The sequence below is a fragment of the Stutzerimonas sp. VN223-3 genome, assembly GCF_045999685.1.
In the GTDB taxonomy this organism is placed as follows: Bacteria; Pseudomonadota; Gammaproteobacteria; order Pseudomonadales; family Pseudomonadaceae; genus Stutzerimonas; species Stutzerimonas stutzeri_AR.
Genome location: NZ_RBEC01000001.1, coordinates 1816807 through 1834818 on the forward strand (window position 1 = coordinate 1816807; position 18012 = coordinate 1834818).

General features: G+C 60.4%; 18 protein-coding genes. 8 read left to right on the forward strand and 10 right to left on the reverse strand.

Features of this window, described 5'->3' with window-relative positions; all coding sequences use genetic code 11:
- Positions 1-12 precede the first annotated feature (12 nt).
- The 5 genes from ccoG to D7241_RS08140 are packed head-to-tail and all read left to right on the forward strand — an operon-like array spanning position 13 to position 5381.
- Positions 13-1425, forward strand: a complete 1413-nt coding sequence (gene ccoG / locus D7241_RS08120; protein WP_408101050.1) for a cytochrome c oxidase accessory protein CcoG — start codon at positions 13-15, stop codon at positions 1423-1425.
- A gap of 11 nt (positions 1426-1436) precedes the next feature.
- Positions 1437-1940, forward strand: coding sequence for a FixH family protein (locus D7241_RS08125; protein WP_408101051.1), 504 nt, complete (start codon positions 1437-1439; stop codon positions 1938-1940).
- A 7-nt stretch (positions 1941-1947) separates the two neighbouring features.
- Positions 1948-4392, forward strand: coding sequence for a heavy metal translocating P-type ATPase (locus D7241_RS08130; RefSeq protein WP_408101052.1), 2445 nt, complete (start codon positions 1948-1950; stop codon positions 4390-4392).
- A 55-nt stretch (positions 4393-4447) separates the two neighbouring features.
- Positions 4448-4654: a cbb3-type cytochrome oxidase assembly protein CcoS gene (gene ccoS, locus D7241_RS08135; RefSeq protein WP_408101053.1), complete on the forward strand. Its 207-nt coding sequence runs from the start codon at positions 4448-4450 to the stop codon at positions 4652-4654.
- On the forward strand, positions 4647-5381 hold the full coding sequence (locus tag D7241_RS08140) for a sulfite exporter TauE/SafE family protein (RefSeq protein ID WP_408101054.1): 735 nt from the start codon (positions 4647-4649) through the stop codon (positions 5379-5381). Before ccoS ends, D7241_RS08140 begins: the two co-directional genes overlap by 8 nt.
- A gap of 71 nt (positions 5382-5452) precedes the next feature.
- On the opposite strand, the gene nadE is transcribed toward D7241_RS08140, so the two are convergent.
- Positions 5453-6280 carry an ammonia-dependent NAD(+) synthetase gene (gene nadE / locus D7241_RS08145; RefSeq protein WP_408101055.1) on the reverse strand — a complete coding sequence of 276 codons (828 nt, stop codon included), beginning with the start codon at positions 6278-6280 and terminating at the stop codon, positions 5453-5455.
- A gap of 298 nt (positions 6281-6578) precedes the next feature.
- Here nadE and D7241_RS08150 point away from each other — a divergent pair, with 298 nt between their 5' ends.
- Both D7241_RS08150 and D7241_RS08155 read left to right on the forward strand, forming a co-directional pair.
- On the forward strand, positions 6579-7127 hold the full coding sequence (locus tag D7241_RS08150) for an adenine phosphoribosyltransferase (protein ID WP_408101056.1): 549 nt from the start codon (positions 6579-6581) through the stop codon (positions 7125-7127).
- Positions 7128-7147: 20 nt separating this feature from the next.
- Positions 7148-7756: an SCO family protein gene (locus D7241_RS08155; RefSeq protein ID WP_408101057.1), complete on the forward strand. Its 609-nt coding sequence runs from the start codon at positions 7148-7150 to the stop codon at positions 7754-7756.
- Between the two features lie 13 nt (positions 7757-7769).
- Here D7241_RS08155 and D7241_RS08160 read toward each other — a convergent pair whose 3' ends face one another.
- The 8 genes from D7241_RS08160 to pdxB form a co-directional block, all read right to left on the reverse strand.
- On the reverse strand, positions 7770-8480 hold the full coding sequence (locus D7241_RS08160; RefSeq protein WP_408101058.1) for an amino acid ABC transporter substrate-binding protein: 711 nt from the start codon (positions 8478-8480) through the stop codon (positions 7770-7772).
- A gap of 11 nt (positions 8481-8491) precedes the next feature.
- Positions 8492-9265, reverse strand: coding sequence for an ABC transporter permease (locus D7241_RS08165; RefSeq protein ID WP_255976605.1), 774 nt, complete (start codon positions 9263-9265; stop codon positions 8492-8494).
- Complete coding sequence (locus D7241_RS08170; RefSeq protein ID WP_408101059.1) at positions 9265-10008, reverse strand: ABC transporter ATP-binding protein; 744 nt, start codon at positions 10006-10008, stop codon at positions 9265-9267. Before D7241_RS08170 ends, D7241_RS08165 begins: the two co-directional genes overlap by 1 nt.
- A gap of 96 nt (positions 10009-10104) precedes the next feature.
- Positions 10105-11094, reverse strand: a complete 990-nt coding sequence (locus D7241_RS08175) for an ABC transporter substrate-binding protein (RefSeq protein ID WP_408101060.1) — start codon at positions 11092-11094, stop codon at positions 10105-10107.
- Between the two features lie 196 nt (positions 11095-11290).
- Positions 11291-11890: a recombination mediator RecR gene (gene recR / locus D7241_RS08180; RefSeq protein WP_255976611.1), complete on the reverse strand. Its 600-nt coding sequence runs from the start codon at positions 11888-11890 to the stop codon at positions 11291-11293.
- A 148-nt stretch (positions 11891-12038) separates the two neighbouring features.
- Positions 12039-12365 carry a YbaB/EbfC family nucleoid-associated protein gene (locus tag D7241_RS08185; RefSeq protein ID WP_019339308.1) on the reverse strand — a complete coding sequence of 109 codons (327 nt, stop codon included), beginning with the start codon at positions 12363-12365 and terminating at the stop codon, positions 12039-12041.
- Between the two features lie 15 nt (positions 12366-12380).
- Positions 12381-14426, reverse strand: coding sequence for a DNA polymerase III subunit gamma/tau (gene dnaX / locus D7241_RS08190; protein WP_408101061.1), 2046 nt, complete (start codon positions 14424-14426; stop codon positions 12381-12383).
- A gap of 115 nt (positions 14427-14541) precedes the next feature.
- On the reverse strand, positions 14542-15687 hold the full coding sequence (gene pdxB / locus D7241_RS08195; RefSeq protein ID WP_408101062.1) for a 4-phosphoerythronate dehydrogenase PdxB: 1146 nt from the start codon (positions 15685-15687) through the stop codon (positions 14542-14544).
- Between the two features lie 122 nt (positions 15688-15809).
- On the opposite strand from pdxB, the gene D7241_RS08200 reads away from it, so the two are divergent.
- Positions 15810-17198, forward strand: a complete 1389-nt coding sequence (locus tag D7241_RS08200) for an MATE family efflux transporter (RefSeq protein ID WP_408101063.1) — start codon at positions 15810-15812, stop codon at positions 17196-17198.
- 16 nt (positions 17199-17214) lie between these two features.
- Here D7241_RS08200 and D7241_RS08205 read toward each other — a convergent pair whose 3' ends face one another.
- Positions 17215-17970, reverse strand: coding sequence for a sulfite exporter TauE/SafE family protein (locus tag D7241_RS08205; protein WP_255976620.1), 756 nt, complete (start codon positions 17968-17970; stop codon positions 17215-17217).
- Between the last annotated feature and the right edge of the window lie 42 nt (positions 17971-18012).

Below are 18012 nucleotides of genomic sequence, written 5' to 3' on the forward strand. Positions count from 1 at the left end.
GGTATGCATTCGATGTCTGAGCAAATCCCCGTCCATGATGTAACTCCCCCGGCCAAGGTCAACGCGTCAACGGACCTCTACGCCGCCCGTGAAAAGATCTATACCCGCTCGTTCACCGGCCTGTTCCGCAATCTGCGACTCGTCGGCGGCGCGCTGCTATTCGTACTCTATTTCGGCACCGTATGGCTGACCTGGAACGGCCGACAAGCCGTCTGGTGGAACCTGCCCGAGCGTAAGTTCTATATTTTCGGCGCCACGTTCTGGCCTCAGGACTTCATCCTGCTTTCGGCGCTGCTGATCATTTGCGCCTTCGGGCTGTTCTTCATTACCGTATTTGCTGGGCGTGTCTGGTGTGGCTATACCTGCCCGCAGAGCGTGTTCACCTGGGTATTCATGTGGGCGGAAAAAGTCACCGAAGGCGACCGCAACCAGCGCATGAAGCTCGACAAGGCGCCCATAAGCTCAACCAAGTTGCTGCGAAAGTTTGCCAAGCACGCGATCTGGCTGGGCGTTTCGTTGGCAATCGGTATCACGTTTGTGGGTTATTTCACCCCGATTCGAGATCTGGTGCCTGATCTGCTGACGTTCCAAGTGGGTGGCTGGGCGGCCTTCTGGATTGGCTTCTTCACTCTCGCCACTTATGGCAACGCCGGCTACCTGCGTGAGCAGGTGTGCATTTACATGTGTCCCTACGCACGCTTCCAGAGTGTGATGTTCGACAAGGACACCCTGATCGTCTCCTACGACCCGCGCCGTGGCGAGCGCCGCGGCCCTCGCAAGAAGGACGCTGATTACAAAGCCATGGGCCTCGGTGATTGCATCGATTGCACCATGTGCGTCCAGGTTTGCCCGACGGGCATCGACATCCGTGACGGCCTACAAGTCGAGTGTATCGGCTGTGCCGCCTGCATCGACGCCTGCGACACCATTATGGATAAGATGAACTACCCACGCGGGTTGATCAGCTACACAACCGAGCACAACCTGTCTGGGCAGAAGACCCGCATGGTTCGCCCACGATTGATCGGCTACGCCATCGCGCTGACGACGATGATGGGTGTGTTCGCCTATGCCGTCACCGATCGCTCGCTGGTCAAGCTCGATGTGCTCAAGGACCGGGTGCTCTATCGCGAGAACCAGCAAGGCAGAATCGAAAACGTCTATACCCTCAAGGTGATGAACAAGGCTCAGAAGGAGCAGATCTTCGTCATCGAAGCCACTGGTCTGGACGACCTGCAATACGAAGGTCGCAATGAAATCCACGCTGCGGCCGGTGAGCTGATCACCGTTCCGGTGGAGCTCTCGGTCGCACCGGAAAAGCTGCCATCGAGCACAAACGAAATCGTCTTCCACATCAGATCGGTAGACGATTCCTCAATCGAAGATGAGTCGGAGAGCCGTTTCATCGGCCCGAGCATCCGCTGAACAGGTAGCACATGAGCATTTCCGACAACGAAAACACCCGGTGGTATACCCAATTTTGGGCCTGGTTTGTCATCGGCATCCTGCTGCTGTCGGTGATACTCGGCACCTCGATGCTGACCATCGCCATCCGCAATGCCGACACTCTGGTATCGGACAACTACTACGATGCCGGCAAAGGCATCAACCAGGCGCTGGAACGCGAGAAACTCGCCGAGCGCCTGCAGGTACAGGCGCAACTGGTGCTCAACGACGAGCGCGGGCTGGCCGAACTGCAGCTGAGCGGTAACAGCCGCCCACAGCAAGTGATCCTCAATCTGCTCTCGCCGACGCAGCCCGAACGCGATCGCCGCATCATTCTGCAGACCCAGGGTAACGGGTTCTATCAGGGACAGATGCAGGAGCCGGTAACAGGCCGGCGCTTCGTCGAATTGCTCGGCCGTGAAGGTGATCAGGACTGGCGCTTGTTCAAGGAAATGGAAATCGCGAGCGGTCAGACACTCGAACTGAGCTACTGACCAGCCGATGGCGAGCCCCCTGCCCTGCTATCACTGCGGCCTGCCGGTTCCTGCTGGCAGCGCCTATCAGGCCCGCGTGCTCAACGAGACGCGGGCGCTGTGCTGCCCAGGCTGCCAGGCCGTGGCGGAAGCGATCGTCAACGGCGGCCTGGAAAGCTATTACCTGCATCGCAGCGAAGCCTCGATCAATCCCGACGCATTGCCTCAGGCGTTGACCGATGAGCTTGCACTGTACGACCGCAAGGATGTGCAACAGCCATTCGTGCAGCACGAAGGCGAGCTCGCCAACACCTCGCTGATGATCGAAGGCATCAGCTGTGCCGCCTGCGGCTGGCTGATCGAGCGTCACCTGCGCGGCCTCGACGGTATTGCCGAGGCGAGCCTGAATCTCTCCAACCATCGCCTGCGGGTGCGCTGGAACGATTCGGCGCTGCCGCTCAGTGAATTGCTCGCCGAGCTTCGACGTATCGGCTATGCCGCCCACCCCTACCAAGCTGATCAGGCGGCAGAGCGGCTCGCGCGGGAGAACCGCCGCAGCATGCGCCAGCTGGGTGTGACCGGGCTGCTCTGGATGCAGGTGATGATGGCAACCATGGCGACGTGGCCAGAGTTCAACATCGACCTCTCGGCCGGCATGGCCAGCATTCTGCGCTGGACTGCGCTGCTGCTGACGACCCCTATCGTTTTCTATTGCTGCACCGATTTCTTCAAGGGCGCCTTGAGAGATCTGCGTACCCGCCATCTGACCATGGATGTTTCGGTTTCGCTCGCCATCGGCGGCGCCTATCTCGCCGGTATCTGGTCCACCCTGACCGGTCAGGGCGAGCTGTATTTCGATGCCGTGGGCATGTTTGCCCTGTTTCTGCTTGCCGGACGCTATATGGAACGCCGCGCGCGGGAACGCACTGCCGCGGCTACTGCTCAATTGGTCAATCTCCTACCCGCGTCGTGCCTGAAACTCGCCGAGGACGGCCAATCCGCGCGCATCCTGCTCAGTGAATTAGCGGTCGGTGATCGGGTGCTGGTGCAGCCAGGCGCTCTGGTCCCGGCTGATGGCCGCATCGTCAGCGGGCATTCCAGCATCGACGAATCGGTACTTACTGGCGAATACCTGCCGCAGCCACGAAGCGCCGGTGATGCGGTCACTGCTGGCACCCTAAATGTCGAGGGCGCGCTGACTGTCGAGGTCCAGGCGCTGGGCGACGACACCCGGCTGTCCGCCATTGTGCGTCTGTTGGAGCGTGCACAGTCGGACAAACCGCGCCTCGCCGAGCTGGCCGACCGTGTCGCCCAGTGGTTCCTGCTGATCGTTCTGTTGACCGCAGCTATCGTCGGCATCGTCTGGTGGCAGCTCGATCCGCAACGGGCTTTCTGGATCGTCCTTGCCCTGCTCGTCGCCACCTGCCCGTGCGCGTTGTCGTTGGCCACCCCGACAGCCCTGACCACGGCTACCGGCACGCTGCATAAACTTGGCCTATTGCTCACCCGCGGACATGTTCTGGAAGGTCTCAACCACATCGATACCGTGATTTTCGATAAGACCGGCACACTTACCGAAGGGCGCCTGACCTTGAGCGAGGTTCGCCCGTTGGGCGGATTGGATGCCAACGCCTGCCTGGAGCTGGCCGCCGCATTGGAAAACCGCTCCGAACACCCTATTGCCAAGGCCTTCGGTCGAGCGCCGCAAGCAGCCGATGCGGTGGACAGCGTGCCGGGGCTAGGCCTCCAGGGTTCGGTCGGCGGACGCACCTTGCGCATTGGTCAGCCAACGTTCGTCGCTGCAGGCTATGCAGGCCCGCCTCCCGTTATCCCGGGAAACCAGGGTCAGTGGCTGCTGCTTGGCGACGCGCAGGGCCCGCTGGCATGGTTGATATTGAACGATCGTCTGCGCGACGACGCACCCGCTCTGTTGCAGGCCTGCAAACGCCGAGGCTGGAAAACGATCTTGCTGTCCGGTGACAGCTCGCCGATGGTCGGCGACATAGCCCAACAGTTAGGCATCGAAGAGGCACACGGCGGGTTGACCCCGGCCGACAAGCTCGTCCATCTGCAGCGACTCCAAGCAGAGGGCCGTCGCGTGTTGATGCTTGGCGACGGCGTGAATGACGTTCCGGTCCTGGCCGCAGCGGATATCAGCGTGGCGATGGGCTCGGCAACCGACCTGGCCAAGACCAGTGCGGACGCAGTCCTGCTTTCCAACCGGCTCGACAGTCTTGTGCAGGCCTTCACCGTGGCGCGCCGAAGCCGTCGCATCATCATCGAAAACCTCGCCTGGGCGAGCCTCTATAACGGCCTGATCCTGCCGTTCGCAGCCATAGGTTGGGTGACGCCGCTATGGGCAGCACTGGGTATGTCTGCGAGTTCGCTGCTGGTGGTGTTGAACGCATTGCGGCTGACCCGGCTGCCGGCATCGCTTGCGGTCCGACAACCCGATCCGCCTGGCGTAGGATGAAGACAGCTCCATACCTGATCAGCTTTGCCCTGCCGCAGCACTATCTGGAGGCCCCATGGCCGCACTCTACATATTGATTCCCGTCGCCATCGTTCTGGTTGCACTGGCCATCTGGGTATTCTTCTGGGCAGTCGACAGCGGTCAGTACGATGATCTCGATGGCCCCGCGCATAGCATTCTTTTCGATGAAGAAGATCCCAAGCATCGTGCGGGCATCGAACAAGCGGACCAGGGCAGCGAGGAGAAATCCGATCGTGGCTGAGCTGTTACCACTGCTGGTATCTGCTGTGGTGCTCGGCCTGCTCGGCGGCGGGCACTGCCTGGGCATGTGCGGCGGCTTGATGGGCGCGCTGACCATGGCTATTCCTGTCGAGCAGCGCGGCAAACGCCTGCGCCTGTTAGTTGCCTACAATCTGGGGCGAGTATTGAGCTACACCGGCGCGGGCCTGCTGATCGGTCTCGCTGGCTGGGCCGTTGCCAACAGCCCGGCAGCCATGGCGCTGCGGGTTGTAGCGGCATTGCTACTTGTCAGCATGGGACTTTATCTGGCGGGTTGGTGGAGTGGGCTGACGCGTGTTGAAGCCGTAGGCCGAGGCTTGTGGCGCCATATTCAGCCGTTTGCAAGCCGGCTCATGCCGGTCAAGAGCATCCCTCGAGCTTTGCTACTCGGTGCGCTCTGGGGCTGGCTGCCCTGTGGTCTGGTCTATAGCACCTTGCTCTGGGCTGCGAGCCAGGGCGATGCGCTGGACAGTGCGTTGCTGATGCTGGCATTCGGTATCGGCACCTGGCCTGTGCTACTGGCAACGGGTCTGGCAGCAGAGCGGCTGACCGCTCTGCTGCGCAAGCGCGGCGTGCGAATGCTTGGCGGGATGATGGTGATACTGTTCGGCCTGTGGACCTTGCCCGGCCCCCATCAGCAGTGGCTGATGGGGCACGGCGCCGGCGAGGTTTCAACGCAGGAACGGACGCCCGCGCATCTGCACCATTAATCGCTCTGCGCATGACGGTGCCGATCAGCGGCCGTCCTGCAACCCCTGCGCTTGTGGCTCGACTGTATCGGTTAGGGCTCCTTCGGCAACTGGCGCTTATGTGCCGACTTGTCATAGGTTTCGACGATGATACGGGCCGCCTCGTCGGGTACCGACTGCCCATGCAGAAAGGCATCAATGTCTTCATAGCGCACACCGTGCGCCGCTTCGTCCGGTTTACCCGGAGAAAGCTCTTCGAGATCCGCCGTTGGAACCTTCTTTACCAGTTGCTCAGGTGCGCCTAAGGCGGCGGCAAGCTCGCGAACCTGACCCTTGACCAGACCCGCCAGGGGTGTCAGGTCGCAGGCGCCGTCACCGAATTTGGTGAAAAATCCCATTACCGCTTCGGCAGCATGGTCGGTGCCGATGACCAGGCCCTGCCGCGCGTTCGCGATGGTGTACTGCGCCACCATGCGCATCCGCGCTTTGGTGTTGCCAAGTACGAAGTCGCGTTTCTCTGCAGAGAGCGGGTCCAATGCCTCGATGGCACGCGATAGCCCTTGGACGGCGGCACCGATATTGACCGTATGGCACTCGTCCGGCTTGATCGTATCGACCGCCAGCTGCGCCTCGTCCTCGTCGTGTTGAACCTGATACGGCAGACGGACCGCGATAAAACGGTAATCGTCCCCTTCGCCTGCAGCGCGCATGCCTTCCACCGCGCGCTGCGCGAGCAGGCCTCCTGTGGTCGAGTCGACACCACCGCTGATACCGAGCACCAGGGTCTTCATCCCGGATTCGCGCAGGCAGTCCTGAATAAAGCCAACTCGTCGGTCGATCTCAGCCTGAACGGCCGCCGGACCGTCGAAGGACGGACGAACGTTGAGTGCGGCAGCGATCTCTTGCTGGCGGCTATGCATGAATGTCTCCTGTGCCTATTGGACGATATGATTTAGTGCCGTAGTTGGCCATCCGACCATATTTCAACGAATAAATCTCTCTGTATATGCCGGTCCCGAGCTCGACGCAGATTCGTTACCCGCGTGCCATCGGTCAGGTTGGCGGCTGCGTCCGAAGAGAATCCCGCCTTTTCAGATTGCCAAAGCAGCAAGGTACTCGCGCCAATTGGCGGTGCGCACTGCCTGGGTTAATCTTGCGCGTCCCGTTATGCCCGTTGCGGCGCAAACGTGAACGCCGACCCCCACCCGGAGCCTCGTTATGATCTTCGATGAATTTGCGATCAAGACACTGATACGTCCGGTCCCGGACTTCCCGAGCTCGGGTGTGGTATTCCGTGATATCACGCCGCTGCTGCAGTCGCCAAAAGCGCTGAGAATGGTTGTGGACAGCTTGATCCAGCGCTATGTCGAAACCGATTTCAGCCATGTCGGCGCCTTGGACGCTCGTGGCTTTATCATCGGTTCGATAGTCGCCTATGAACTGAACAGGCCACTGATTCTGTTCCGCAAGAAAGGCAAACTTCCAGCCGACGTATTGGCAGAGTCCTACTGTACCGAGTACGGCGAGGCCTTTCTCGAAGTGCACGCTGACAGCCTTTGCGAAGGCGATTCGGTACTGCTGCTGGACGATCTGATAGCCACTGGGGGGACGCTGATTGCTGCTGCGCAGCTGGTTCGCCGCATGGGCGCAAGTATCCACGAAGCGGCTGCAATCATTGATCTTCCCGAACTGGGCGGGTCGAGCAAGCTCCAGGATATGGGCATTCCGACCTTCACCCTCACTGCGTTCGAGCTGAACGAGCGCTAAACGTAGTTTGGATACCGATCATGCGCTTGGCCAATTTCCGCTGGGTACTGCTGGGCCTTCTGGTCGTAATCTGCTCGCCTGCGTTCGCACTCGACCGCAACGCCCTGCTCGATGAGGCCAATCTGCTACTCCTGCCTCGTGAGCGGCAATTGCCCAGCCTGGAACTGATTGATGAGCAGGGCAACGCCTTCAGCACCAATTCGCTTCGTGGTCGCTGGTATCTGCTTTTCTTCGGATTCACCGCCTGCCCGGATGTCTGCCCGACAACGCTCAGCGATATGCGCGGGTTATTCAAACAACTACAGCCGGAGATCCGTGAACAGCTGCAGCTCGTGCTGGTCAGCGCCGATCCGGCACGCGACACACCCGAGGCGTTACGCACCTACCTAGGTTACTACCGCGCCGGATTCAGAGGGCTAACGGGCGATATGGATGCGCTGCAAGGCCTATCGAAATCGCTGGGTCTGCCGTTCGTACCGGCAGAAAAGACGGAGGGGGATTACAGCGTCAGCCACAGCGGCAATCTGGCTATCGTTGGTCCCGATGGCACGCTGCGCGGTTACATTCGCGCCCCGTTCAAGTTGGAAGGGCTGCGTCAGGCCTTGCCTGAAGTGATCGAAGCCGAGTGATGCATTCAACAACTCAGTGACAATCGAGCGTATCGGCCAGTACGTATGCCTGGAAAGCCACTTCGTCTACCCAATGCTGAGTAAGATCCGCCAGCTGACCGTCCTCTAGCCATCCCGAAACAGCCTGCTCCACACGCCGCTGAAGCGCCGCATCCCCCGCCTCGATTCGCAATGCCAACTCCGAATCGGGAAGCGCAGGCAGAAGCCGATCGTAGCGACGCCACTCGGGCAGGCGCGCAATCTTATCCAGCAACAAGCGATCATCTACAACTGCCTGGCACTCACCGAGCTTGAGCCCGATCAACGCCTGGGCGGCGCTGGGATAGCTTCGGGCAATGCCGCCGAAGCGGGCAGTAACCACTGAGGCATGAGGACTGCCGATCGTGACGCAGAAAGTTTCCCCCGCCAGGTCAGACCATTCGAAAGGCCCGCCCTCGGATGACGTCAACGCTGCAACTTCGCTGCGGTAATAGGCAACACCGGATTCGAGCGCACCAGCCCGCAGATCCGCCTGCCCCTTGGCACCGACTAATGTCATCTCGCTATCGAGTACCGTACCCAGACGGGCAAGCAACTGCGCTTCGAAGCCTTCGCTGATCTGTTCGGCTTCCGCAGCCCTGAGCGGCCGGTAATCACCCACCAGCACCGCTTGCAAGGGCGCCGCAAGCACACTGGCCGGCGCCATGAGTGCAACCATCATTAGCCGCAGCAGGTATGACTTCACGGCGAAACCTCTCACACGTACTGGTAGCGAAGCATCCGTTGCTTGAATTTTTCCAAAACCACCTGATCGATCAGTGTTGCAAGAATGGCGATGACCAGAATGTTCATCATCACCCCCGCCATGTCGGCAATTTCGCCCGAATAGGCGAGAGAGCGACCCAGCCCCTGACCAAAACCGATCAGCATTTCCGCGGAGATCAATGCGCGCCACGCATTCCCGAACGCCAGCTGCGCGCCGGTGATTAACTCCGGCATGACGGCAGGCAGGTAGACACGCCGCAGCAACTGCCAACGCGATGCGCCCATCACCCGAGCGGCTGACACATGGACCGGCTGCACGCTTTCGGTGGCGTTCATGACCGACAATGCCATCGGAAAGAACGCTGCCAGCGCAACCACCACGATGATCGGCAGGTTGCCGAAGCCCATCACGATGAGGAACAACGGTACCCAGGCGATCGACGGAATCGATTGGAGTATCACAATGGCCGAGCGCAGGATTTCACGAAAGAAGAACAGCACCCCGCCCAGCAGACCAAAGCCAATACCGAACAGCAATGCGAAGCTGTAGCCGCTACCCAGACGGCTCATGCTGCCGTAGAGCCCCTCGCGGAACTCTGGCTCCAGGACAGTGGTGAACAGGCGCTCGAAAACGGCGGGGATCCCGGGCATCAAAAACGCTGGAAGACTCCATGCCGCTATCTGCCATATCAATAGAATAAAAAGGATCGCCAGAACGACGGCAAGATACTTTTTCGGACCGGTAAGACGACGTCCCTGGCTCATCAGTGCCCTACCTCCGTCTTGATACCCAACAACCGGAGGATTTCCCGCCGCTCGGCCGCGAACTCGGAAAGATCGTGACTCTTCTCGCAGTGGGTGAAATTGAAAGTCTTCAGCACCTGTGCCGGTCGGGCACTGAACACCATTACGCGATCGGCCAGGTAAAGCGCCTCGTCAACGTCATGGGTTACCAGCAAAACCGTGGGCTGGTGCTCCTCGATCAACTCGCGCAGCACATCCTGCAGCGCCATGCGGGTCAGCGCATCGAGCGCGCCGAAGGGCTCATCCAGCAACAGCACTTCCGGCTTGGCGATGAATGCACGAGCCAAAGCGGTGCGCTGGCGCATACCGCCGGATACCTGATGCGGATAGTAGTGCTCGAAGCCATCCAGGCTGACGCGGGCGAGCCAGACTTTCGCCTGTTCGAATGCGTCTGCCTTAGAGACGCCCTGCAACTCCAACGCCATGGCGACATTGGCTTGCAACGTGAGCCAGGGATACAGCGCATGCTCCTGAAAAACCAGTGTGCGCCGAGGGCTCGGTCCAGGAATCTTCTTGTCATCAGCGAGCACGCGTCCAGCGGTTGGATTCTCCAGCCCGGCAGCCAAGTGCAGCAGGGTCGACTTACCGCAACCGGAAGGTCCCACCAATGCAACCAGTTCGCCTTGGGCGAATTCGCCGCTGAAGCCTTTGATGACTTCGAGCTGGCCGAAATGCTTATCTACTTCTTCAAACCTGAGCTGCATAACGCTTCGAAGCCCTCAAGAATCTGCCCGATCAATGGGCTGAATAGCACTGCCCGGCGCAAGGCCGGGCAGTGTGTGAAACGATCTACCGTTGAGTTAGAGTTCGCGGGCCTGCTGCCAGGACAGATCGAGAATCGCGCTGGTTTCGAACGGCTGGCCATCGCGGGTCTTCAGCGAGCCGAGTTCCTGGAGGATGTTCGCCAGCTCTTGGATACGCTCCAGATCGTCGTTGCCAAGCTTGGCACTGAAGGTCTGGGTGGCAATGGCTTCCTCGATGACCACTTCGCGAGGCAGATCACCGCGATTGAGCGTCTTCAATGTCGGTTCGGCGATAAAGTAGTCAGCGATCAGCTTTGCCGCTTCAGCCGGTTGGTTCTCCAGCAGATCAATCGCCTCGCGCTGCGCGTCGAGCGACTTCCAGACTGCGTCCTTGCGCTTTTCCAGGGTTTCGCCGGAAGTAATCACCACCATGCAGGGAAACGGCCAGACCTCACCAATTTCGTAGATCTGCTTCACCGGTGCGACGAGCTGAGCGATCCGGTCATAGGGTTCGAAGAGAAACGCGGCATCGGCGCGACCCGAGACAAGGGACTGCACCGCCACCGCCGGGCTTGTGCCCATGATGTTTACCTCGGTCGGCGACACACCAGCATCCTTCAGTGTGACGCCGCGCAATACCGCATCAGCGGTGCTGCCCTCTTTCTGCGAGGCAAGCACGTGGCCTTTCAGATCGGAGATCTTTTCGATGCCGGTTCCCTCGCGGGCCACGATGGAGTGATAACCCTGCTGAGCGCCGCCAACGACCTTCAGATCAGCACCTTTGGAGGCCCAGGCAACCGCATTGGTAAAGCCAAGCACGCCCGTATCCAGCTGGCCGCCAATGATGGCCTTGATTAGATCGGTGCCCGAGCTGAATTCGACCAGTTCGACATCAAGGCCGTGCTTCTCGTACAGCCCGCCTTCGTAAGCGACCATCGCCTGAGCATCATCCATGACGCGGATGAAACCAACCTTGAACGTGTCCTGAGCTTGAGCAAATGTGCTCAACAGCAGGAGCGCGGGAACCAGCCAGTGTTTTGCCTTCATTATCAACCTCGAGCTCGCAAGCATGTTGAAGTTATATAACCAAAAGAAAGGGATTAATATAATTTAGTTATTAACTGTGTCTGGCTTAGAACTTTACACGAAGTGTCCCGGTATCGGCACTACCTGGCAGACATAAGCGGCAAACCACGCGTTATAAGTTTCTACTGCTGCAGCCGCGATACGACGTATTGCCGGATCAGAGGGTAATTGTCTTGCGCCCCGCCAACGCATGTGCAAGCGTGCCGCCATCGACCAAATCGAGCTCGCCGCCAAGCGGCACACCGTGGGCAATACGGCTGAGCGTCAACCCCTTCGGAATCAACATCTGCGCAATATAGTGAGCCGTGGCCTCGCCTTCGACGGTGGGGTTGGTGGCCAGTATCGCCTCGCTGAAGTTGCCTTCGGCTACCCGCACCAGTAGTTCGGGGATACCAATGGCCTCAGGGCCCAAACCGTCGAGCGGTGAAAGATGTCCTTTAAGTACGAAATAGCGTCCGCGAAAGCCGGTCTGTTCCACAGCGAATACGTCCACCGGGCTCTGCACAATACACAGCAGGGAATCGTCCCGCCGTGGATCGGCGCATTGCGGACAAAGTTCATCCTCGCTTAGCGTACGGCATTGTCGACAGTAGCCCACTGCCTCCATCGCGCGCGTCAGCGCCTGCGCCAACCGCAACCCACCGCTACGATCGCGTTCAAGCATTTGCAGCGCCATGCGTTGCGCTGTTTTCTGCCCGACGCCGGGAAGAATGCGCAAAGCATCGATGAGCTGGCGGATGAGAGGGCTAAAAGACATGAAGTCACCGGACGGAGGCAGAAGGGACGATCAAGAGCAGCAAAAAGAGACAGAAGCGCCGAACCGGGGCGCTGGAACCGTTGTAGAAACGGTTCTGGCTTGCCCCAGCCCAGTCGATGGGCACCTGGAACGGCGCCCAACAGGTGGATCAGAAAGGCATCTTGAAACCTGGCGGAAGTTGCATGCCATCGGTCATGCCCGACATTTTTTCCTTGCTGTTCTGCTCGATCTTGCGCACCGCATCGTTCACCGCAGCGGCGATCAGGTCTTCGAGGATTTCCTTGTCTTCCTGCATCAGACTGTCGTCCAGACTGACGCGTTTGACGTCGTGCCGGCCGTTCATCACGACGCTCACCAGCCCGGCGCCGGATTGGCCGGTCACCTCAGCGTTGGCGAGTTCCTCCTGCATTTTCTGCATTTTTTCCTGCATCTGCTGCGCCTGCTTCATCAGGCCGGCCATGCCACCTTTCATCATGGGGTCTACCTCGGATCAGGGTTCGGAGTGTTCTACGGGTTCGATAGTACCGTCGCGAATGACCGCGGCGAACTGTTGCATCAGTTGCTGTACCACGGGATCGGCCTGGATCGATTGCTCAGCTGCCCGTTGCCGCTCGCCGCGACGGCGGGCTGCCGCCTGGGCTGGCGTTTCCTGCTGCGGTGTCTGCAGTTCGATATCCAGCTGCAGCGTACGCCCGTGGTATTGATTCAGCGCATCGTTCAAACGTCGATGTTGCGTCGAATTGAACAGCGCACTCTGCGCCGGGTCCAGGTGCATCAGCCAGCGATCACCTTCCACGGAAATCAGAGTGCAGTTCGCCGCGATGCTACCAGTCAGACCACCCAGGCCGAGTTTCAGATAAATATCGAGCCACTCCGCAGCCAGCCCGGTAGCAGGCTCGACAGCCGGTGTCGGCTCAGCGACCTGCGAATCTGGCGCCAGCTCATCCAGCCCATCGAGATAGGCTTCAGCCTGCGTCTCGACTTCGAAATAGTCCTCATCGGTCAGTGGCGGCTCATCGTCATCCGGCTCGTTGACCTCGACCACTGCAGCGACATGTTCAGGCTCAGCAATCGGCGTGGCCCGCTGCTCCAATGTCTCGCTTTCTACCGCAACCGGCGGTGTATCGGGCGGCTCGTTCCAAGGCACGTCGACAACCGGGGGCGCGGGCTCCAACTTTGCAGACTCGGGCAGAGCTTCAGCCGGCACGGCATTCGTCGGGAGGACCTGTTCGGGCGCGGCAATGACTTTTGCCGGAGCAGGCGCCGGTTCCGACGGTTGCACGGGCGAAGGGGCAACGGCAGCCGGCTGCGCGGGCGCCACCGGCACTGCAACCGGATCGCGAACCGGCGCAGCCAACGTTGCTGTACCGGCCACGTCTGTTGTCGTGGAATCAGTCGTGGCCGGACTGACTCCCAAATTCTTTAGTGACGTTCGCGGCGCGTCTTCACTGTTGGCGGGACGAAACGCGAGCATGCGTAAAAGGACCATCTCGAAGCCGCTGCGCGGATCAGGTGCCAGCGGCAGATCGCGGCGGCCGATCAAGCCCATCTGGTAGTAAAACTGCACGTCCTCGGCCGGCAATGCCTGCGCCAGCGCCAACACCCGGTCGCGATCGCCCTGCCCGTTGTCCACCGCTTCGGGCAGCGCCTGGGCGATAGCGACGCGGTGCAGCACGTTGAGCATTTCCGCCAGCACACCGCCCCAGTCGGGCCCCTGTTCGGCCAGATGGCGAACCGCCTCGAGCAGCGCGCGGGCGTCGCCTTCCAGCAAGGCCTGCAGCACACCATAGACTTGTCCATGATCGAGCGTGCCGAGCATGCTTCGGACGTCATGCGCGAGGACCTTGCCCTCGCCAAAAGCGATGGCTTGGTCAGTCAGGCTCATGGCGTCGCGCATCGATCCGTCGGCAGCACGACCGAGCAACCACAACGCGTCTTCCTCGAACGGCACCTGCTCGACGCCCAGAACATGGGTGAGGTGCTCGACCACGCGCTCCGGCGGCATATTCTTCAGCGAAAACTGCAGACAGCGCGAAAGAATGGTCACCGGAAGCTTTTGCGGATCGGTCGTGGCCAGCAGGAACTTGACGTGTGGCGGCGGCTCTTCGAGCGTCTTGAGCAATGCATTGAACGAATGCGACGAGAGCATGTGAACTTCGTCGATCAGGTAGACCTTGAAGCGCCCGCGGCTGGGCGCATATTGCACATTGTCCAGCAGCTCGCGGGTATCTTCGACCTTGGTTCGGCTGGCAGCGTCGACTTCGATCAGATCGACGAAGCGCCCCTCATCGATCTCTCGGCAGACCGAACACTCGCCACAAGGCGTGGAGCTGACACCGGTTTCGCAGTTGAGGCATTTGGCGATGATTCGCGCGATGGTGGTTTTACCCACCCCACGAGTACCGGTAAACAGATAGGCATGGTGCAGGCGCTGGCTGTCCAGCGCGTTGATCAGGGCCTTGAGCACATGCGTCTGGCCGACCATTTCGCGGAACGAGCGCGGACGCCATTTACGGGCTAGAACCTGATAACTCATAACACCATCGCGGGATAAAGCAGAGGACGGGTAATGCTAGCGGAGCAGGCCGCAAATTGCATCCGGCCTGTCATCCGCAACACTGATGCATATCCCGATTGCGCCGCCCGCCGAGTCAGTCCTTCAAGGTTGCACCGAGGGCTCGGACAAGCTGCTCCACCTGCGGCTGACCGGCACCAACCTCGATCTGCAACCCATCTATCTCGCGACGCGGCGGGTATTGTTTGCGCAATTGATCGAAGCCGATACGGCGCTGGCCCTCGTCTTCGATCAGGCTTCGGCGAAAGGCGGCGTCATCTTTTCTCGGGTCATAGACGGCCCGACAGATTGTCGCCAGCACATCCATGGGCTCGGCCGAGGCATCGAACGACATTGCCCGCAACGGAGGGACAGGCATCAGCCCAGCCAACTCGACCTTCGGCTCCAGCCCCTTGCTGGCGCAAAACGCCTGGTACACCTGAGCCGTCCCTCGTAGTTTGCCGTCCAGGCTGTAGCCCGCAATATGTGGTGTCGCGATCCAGCACAGCTCAGCCAGCTCGACATCGATCTGCGGCTCCCCTTCCCAGACATCGAGCACTGCCTGAATGTCCGGACGCCTGGCCAACTGCCCGCGCAGGGCTGCGTTGTCGACAATTGCACCACGTGCCGCATTGATCAGCCAGGCGCCAGAACGCAGCTGTTCCAGGCGAGACTGGTCAAACAAGTGGAAGGTGGAATGCCTCCCCTCCAACGTTAGCGGCGTATGCAGACTGATGACATCGCATTCCGCGAGTATTTCGTCCAGGCCGACAAACTCACCGACTTCATGTGCCTGGCGCGGCGGATCGCAAACACGCACATCCCAACCCAAGCCGCGCAACACCTCCACTAGCCTTCCACCGACCTCCCCAGCACCGATCACACCATACCGACGGCTGGCCAGATCGACACCCTGGCCCTCCGCCAGAGCCAGCAGGCTGCCGAGCACGTAATCGACGACGCCGCGGGCGTTGCATCCCGGTGCGCTGGTCCAGCTGATTCCCGCTTCCTCGAAATAGTCGATATCCAGATGATCGGTGCCAATGGTGCAGGTGCCGACGAAGCGCACAGCACTGCCTTCAAGCAGCTCACGATCGACACGGGTGACCGAGCGCACCAGGAGCACATCGGTCTGCTCCAGCGCCGCTCTGTTGATACTACGTCCGGGCATGCGGCGAATCTCGCCATGCTCAGCAAAGAAGGCTTCGACCAGTGGGATGTTTTCGTCGGCAAGGATGCGCATTGGCGGGCTCCGTCAGTAGTCGGTCCATTCTAGACCGCGCCGAGCCGCTCTGCTGCCTTCCCGTGAGCGCCTCGTGCGGCGTAGACTAGACCGCTTCCTGTATACAATTGGATAGCCCAGCAATGCCCACTGAGCTAAGACTCAGACGGGTTCGCGTTGAATTGCGCACCCTCTTCGCCCTCGCCTTGCCGATGATGATCGCCCAGCTGGCGAACACCGCCATGGGCTTTGTCGATACCTTGATGGCCGGGCGCGTCAGCCCGCGAGATCTTGCCGCGGTAGCCTTGGGCAATTCGATCTGGGTTCCGGTATTTCTGCTGGTGACCGGCATCATCCTGGCGACGACACCCAACGTTGCCCAGCGCTTCGGCAGGAACGAGCACGAGCAAATCGGTCCGCTGGTGCGCCAAGCGATGTGGATGGGGTTCGGCGTCGGCTCACTGTTCGCGTTGCTGATGTGGAATGCCGAGCCGGTGCTGCACCTGATGCAGGTCGAACCGGCGTTGATCGATCCGACAATGGCCTATCTGCGCGCAGTCGCCTGTGGCTTTCCGGCGGTGGCCCTGTATCAGGTCCTGCGCTGCTACAGCGATGGGCTCGGGCACACCAGACCGAGCATGGTGGTGGGCATCCTCGCGCTGATGCTCAACATCCCACTGAACTACATTTTCATATACGGCAAGTTGGGCCTACCGGCCATGGGTGGCGTCGGCTGCGGCTGGGCCACCGCGCTGGTCATGGGCTTCATGTTGCTGGCGATGCTGTTCTGGGTGCGACGGGCCGACTATTACCAGCCGAGCCGGCTGTTCGCTGAATTCGATTGGCCGCAATGGGCGGTACTCAAACGCCTGCTTTCCGTTGGCGTGCCGATCGGCATCGCGGTGTTTGCCGAAGCCAGCATCTTTTCGGTGATAGCACTGTTGATCGGCGGCCTGGGTGCCACCGTGGTGGCCGGGCATCAGATTGCGCTGAACTTTACCTCGCTGATCTTCATGATTCCGCTATCGCTGGGCATGGCCATTACCGTGCGCATCGGCCAGGCGCTGGGTCGTAACGCGCCGCGGGATGCGCGCTTCGTTGCCGGCGTCGGGATCGTTTCGAGCCTGGTATATGCCTGTTTCTCGGCCGGTACCATGCTTTTGTTCAGTGAGCAGATCGCACGTATCTACACCACCGACCCTGCAGTCATCGCCGTCGCCGCCAGCTTGTTCTTCTACGCCGCGCTGTTTCAATTCTCCGATGTGGTACAGGTCACCGCGGCAGGCGCGCTACGTGGTTATCAAGACACGCGCATGACTATGATTTTCACGCTTTTCGCCTATTGGGGGCTTGGCCTGCCAGTGGGCTACATACTCGGCCTCACCGACAAGTTTGGCGAGCCGAGCGGACCAGCCGGGCTGTGGCAGGGCCTAATCGCCGGCTTGAGCTGCGCCGCGATACTGCTGACCATCCGCCTGGCGCGCAGCGCCCGGCGCGAAATACGCCGGCAGGCGAGCCTGACAGCAGCGTAGCCGGCAGATCAGGCGTTTAGACCTCTAACACCAGCATCACTGCGCTCAGCAGCAGGAAACCGCTGAAGAGTAGACGCAGCAGGCGTTCGGGGAGTGAATGCGCCAATTTCACGCCAAGGCTAATGCTCAGCAGACCACCCACGGCGAGCGGCAACCCCAGCGACCAGTCAACCTGTCCATGGGACGCGTAAGTGACCAATGTCACGCCAGTGCTGGGCGCCGCCAAGGACAGCGAGAGACCTTGAGCGACGACCTGTGAAGTGCCGAACACCGCCGTGAGCACCGGAGTGGCGAGTACTGCGCCGCCTACACCAAACAACCCGCCCAACGCACCCGCACCCGCACCCAGCGCGCCCAACCAGGGCCAGGGATGACGCAATTCGGTACCGCCAGGCTGCGGCTGGAAAAAAACCCGCAAGAGCATGTAGGCGGCCAAAGCCAGTAAAAAACCGACAAAGGCAATGCGCATGTGTCCTGCATCCAGCGAAACCGCAACCGCGGCGCCGGCAATGGCGAAGCAGAAGCTGGTGATGCCGAGCGCTGCCGCATGGCGCGGGTCGATACGGTTGCGTTGATGATATCGCCAGATGGCAAGCAATACGTTTGGCACCACCATTACCAGTGCCGTGCCTTGCGCAACCTGCTGATCCAGGCCGAACAGCACGCCGAGCACAGGAATCGCAATCAGCCCACCGCCGATACCGAACAGCCCGCCGAGCGTTCCCAGCACCAAGCCCAACACGACATTCAGCCCGAATTCGACGAGATCCATCAATTCACTTCCTAAAAAACAGCAATGCTACTCAGCGCCGGC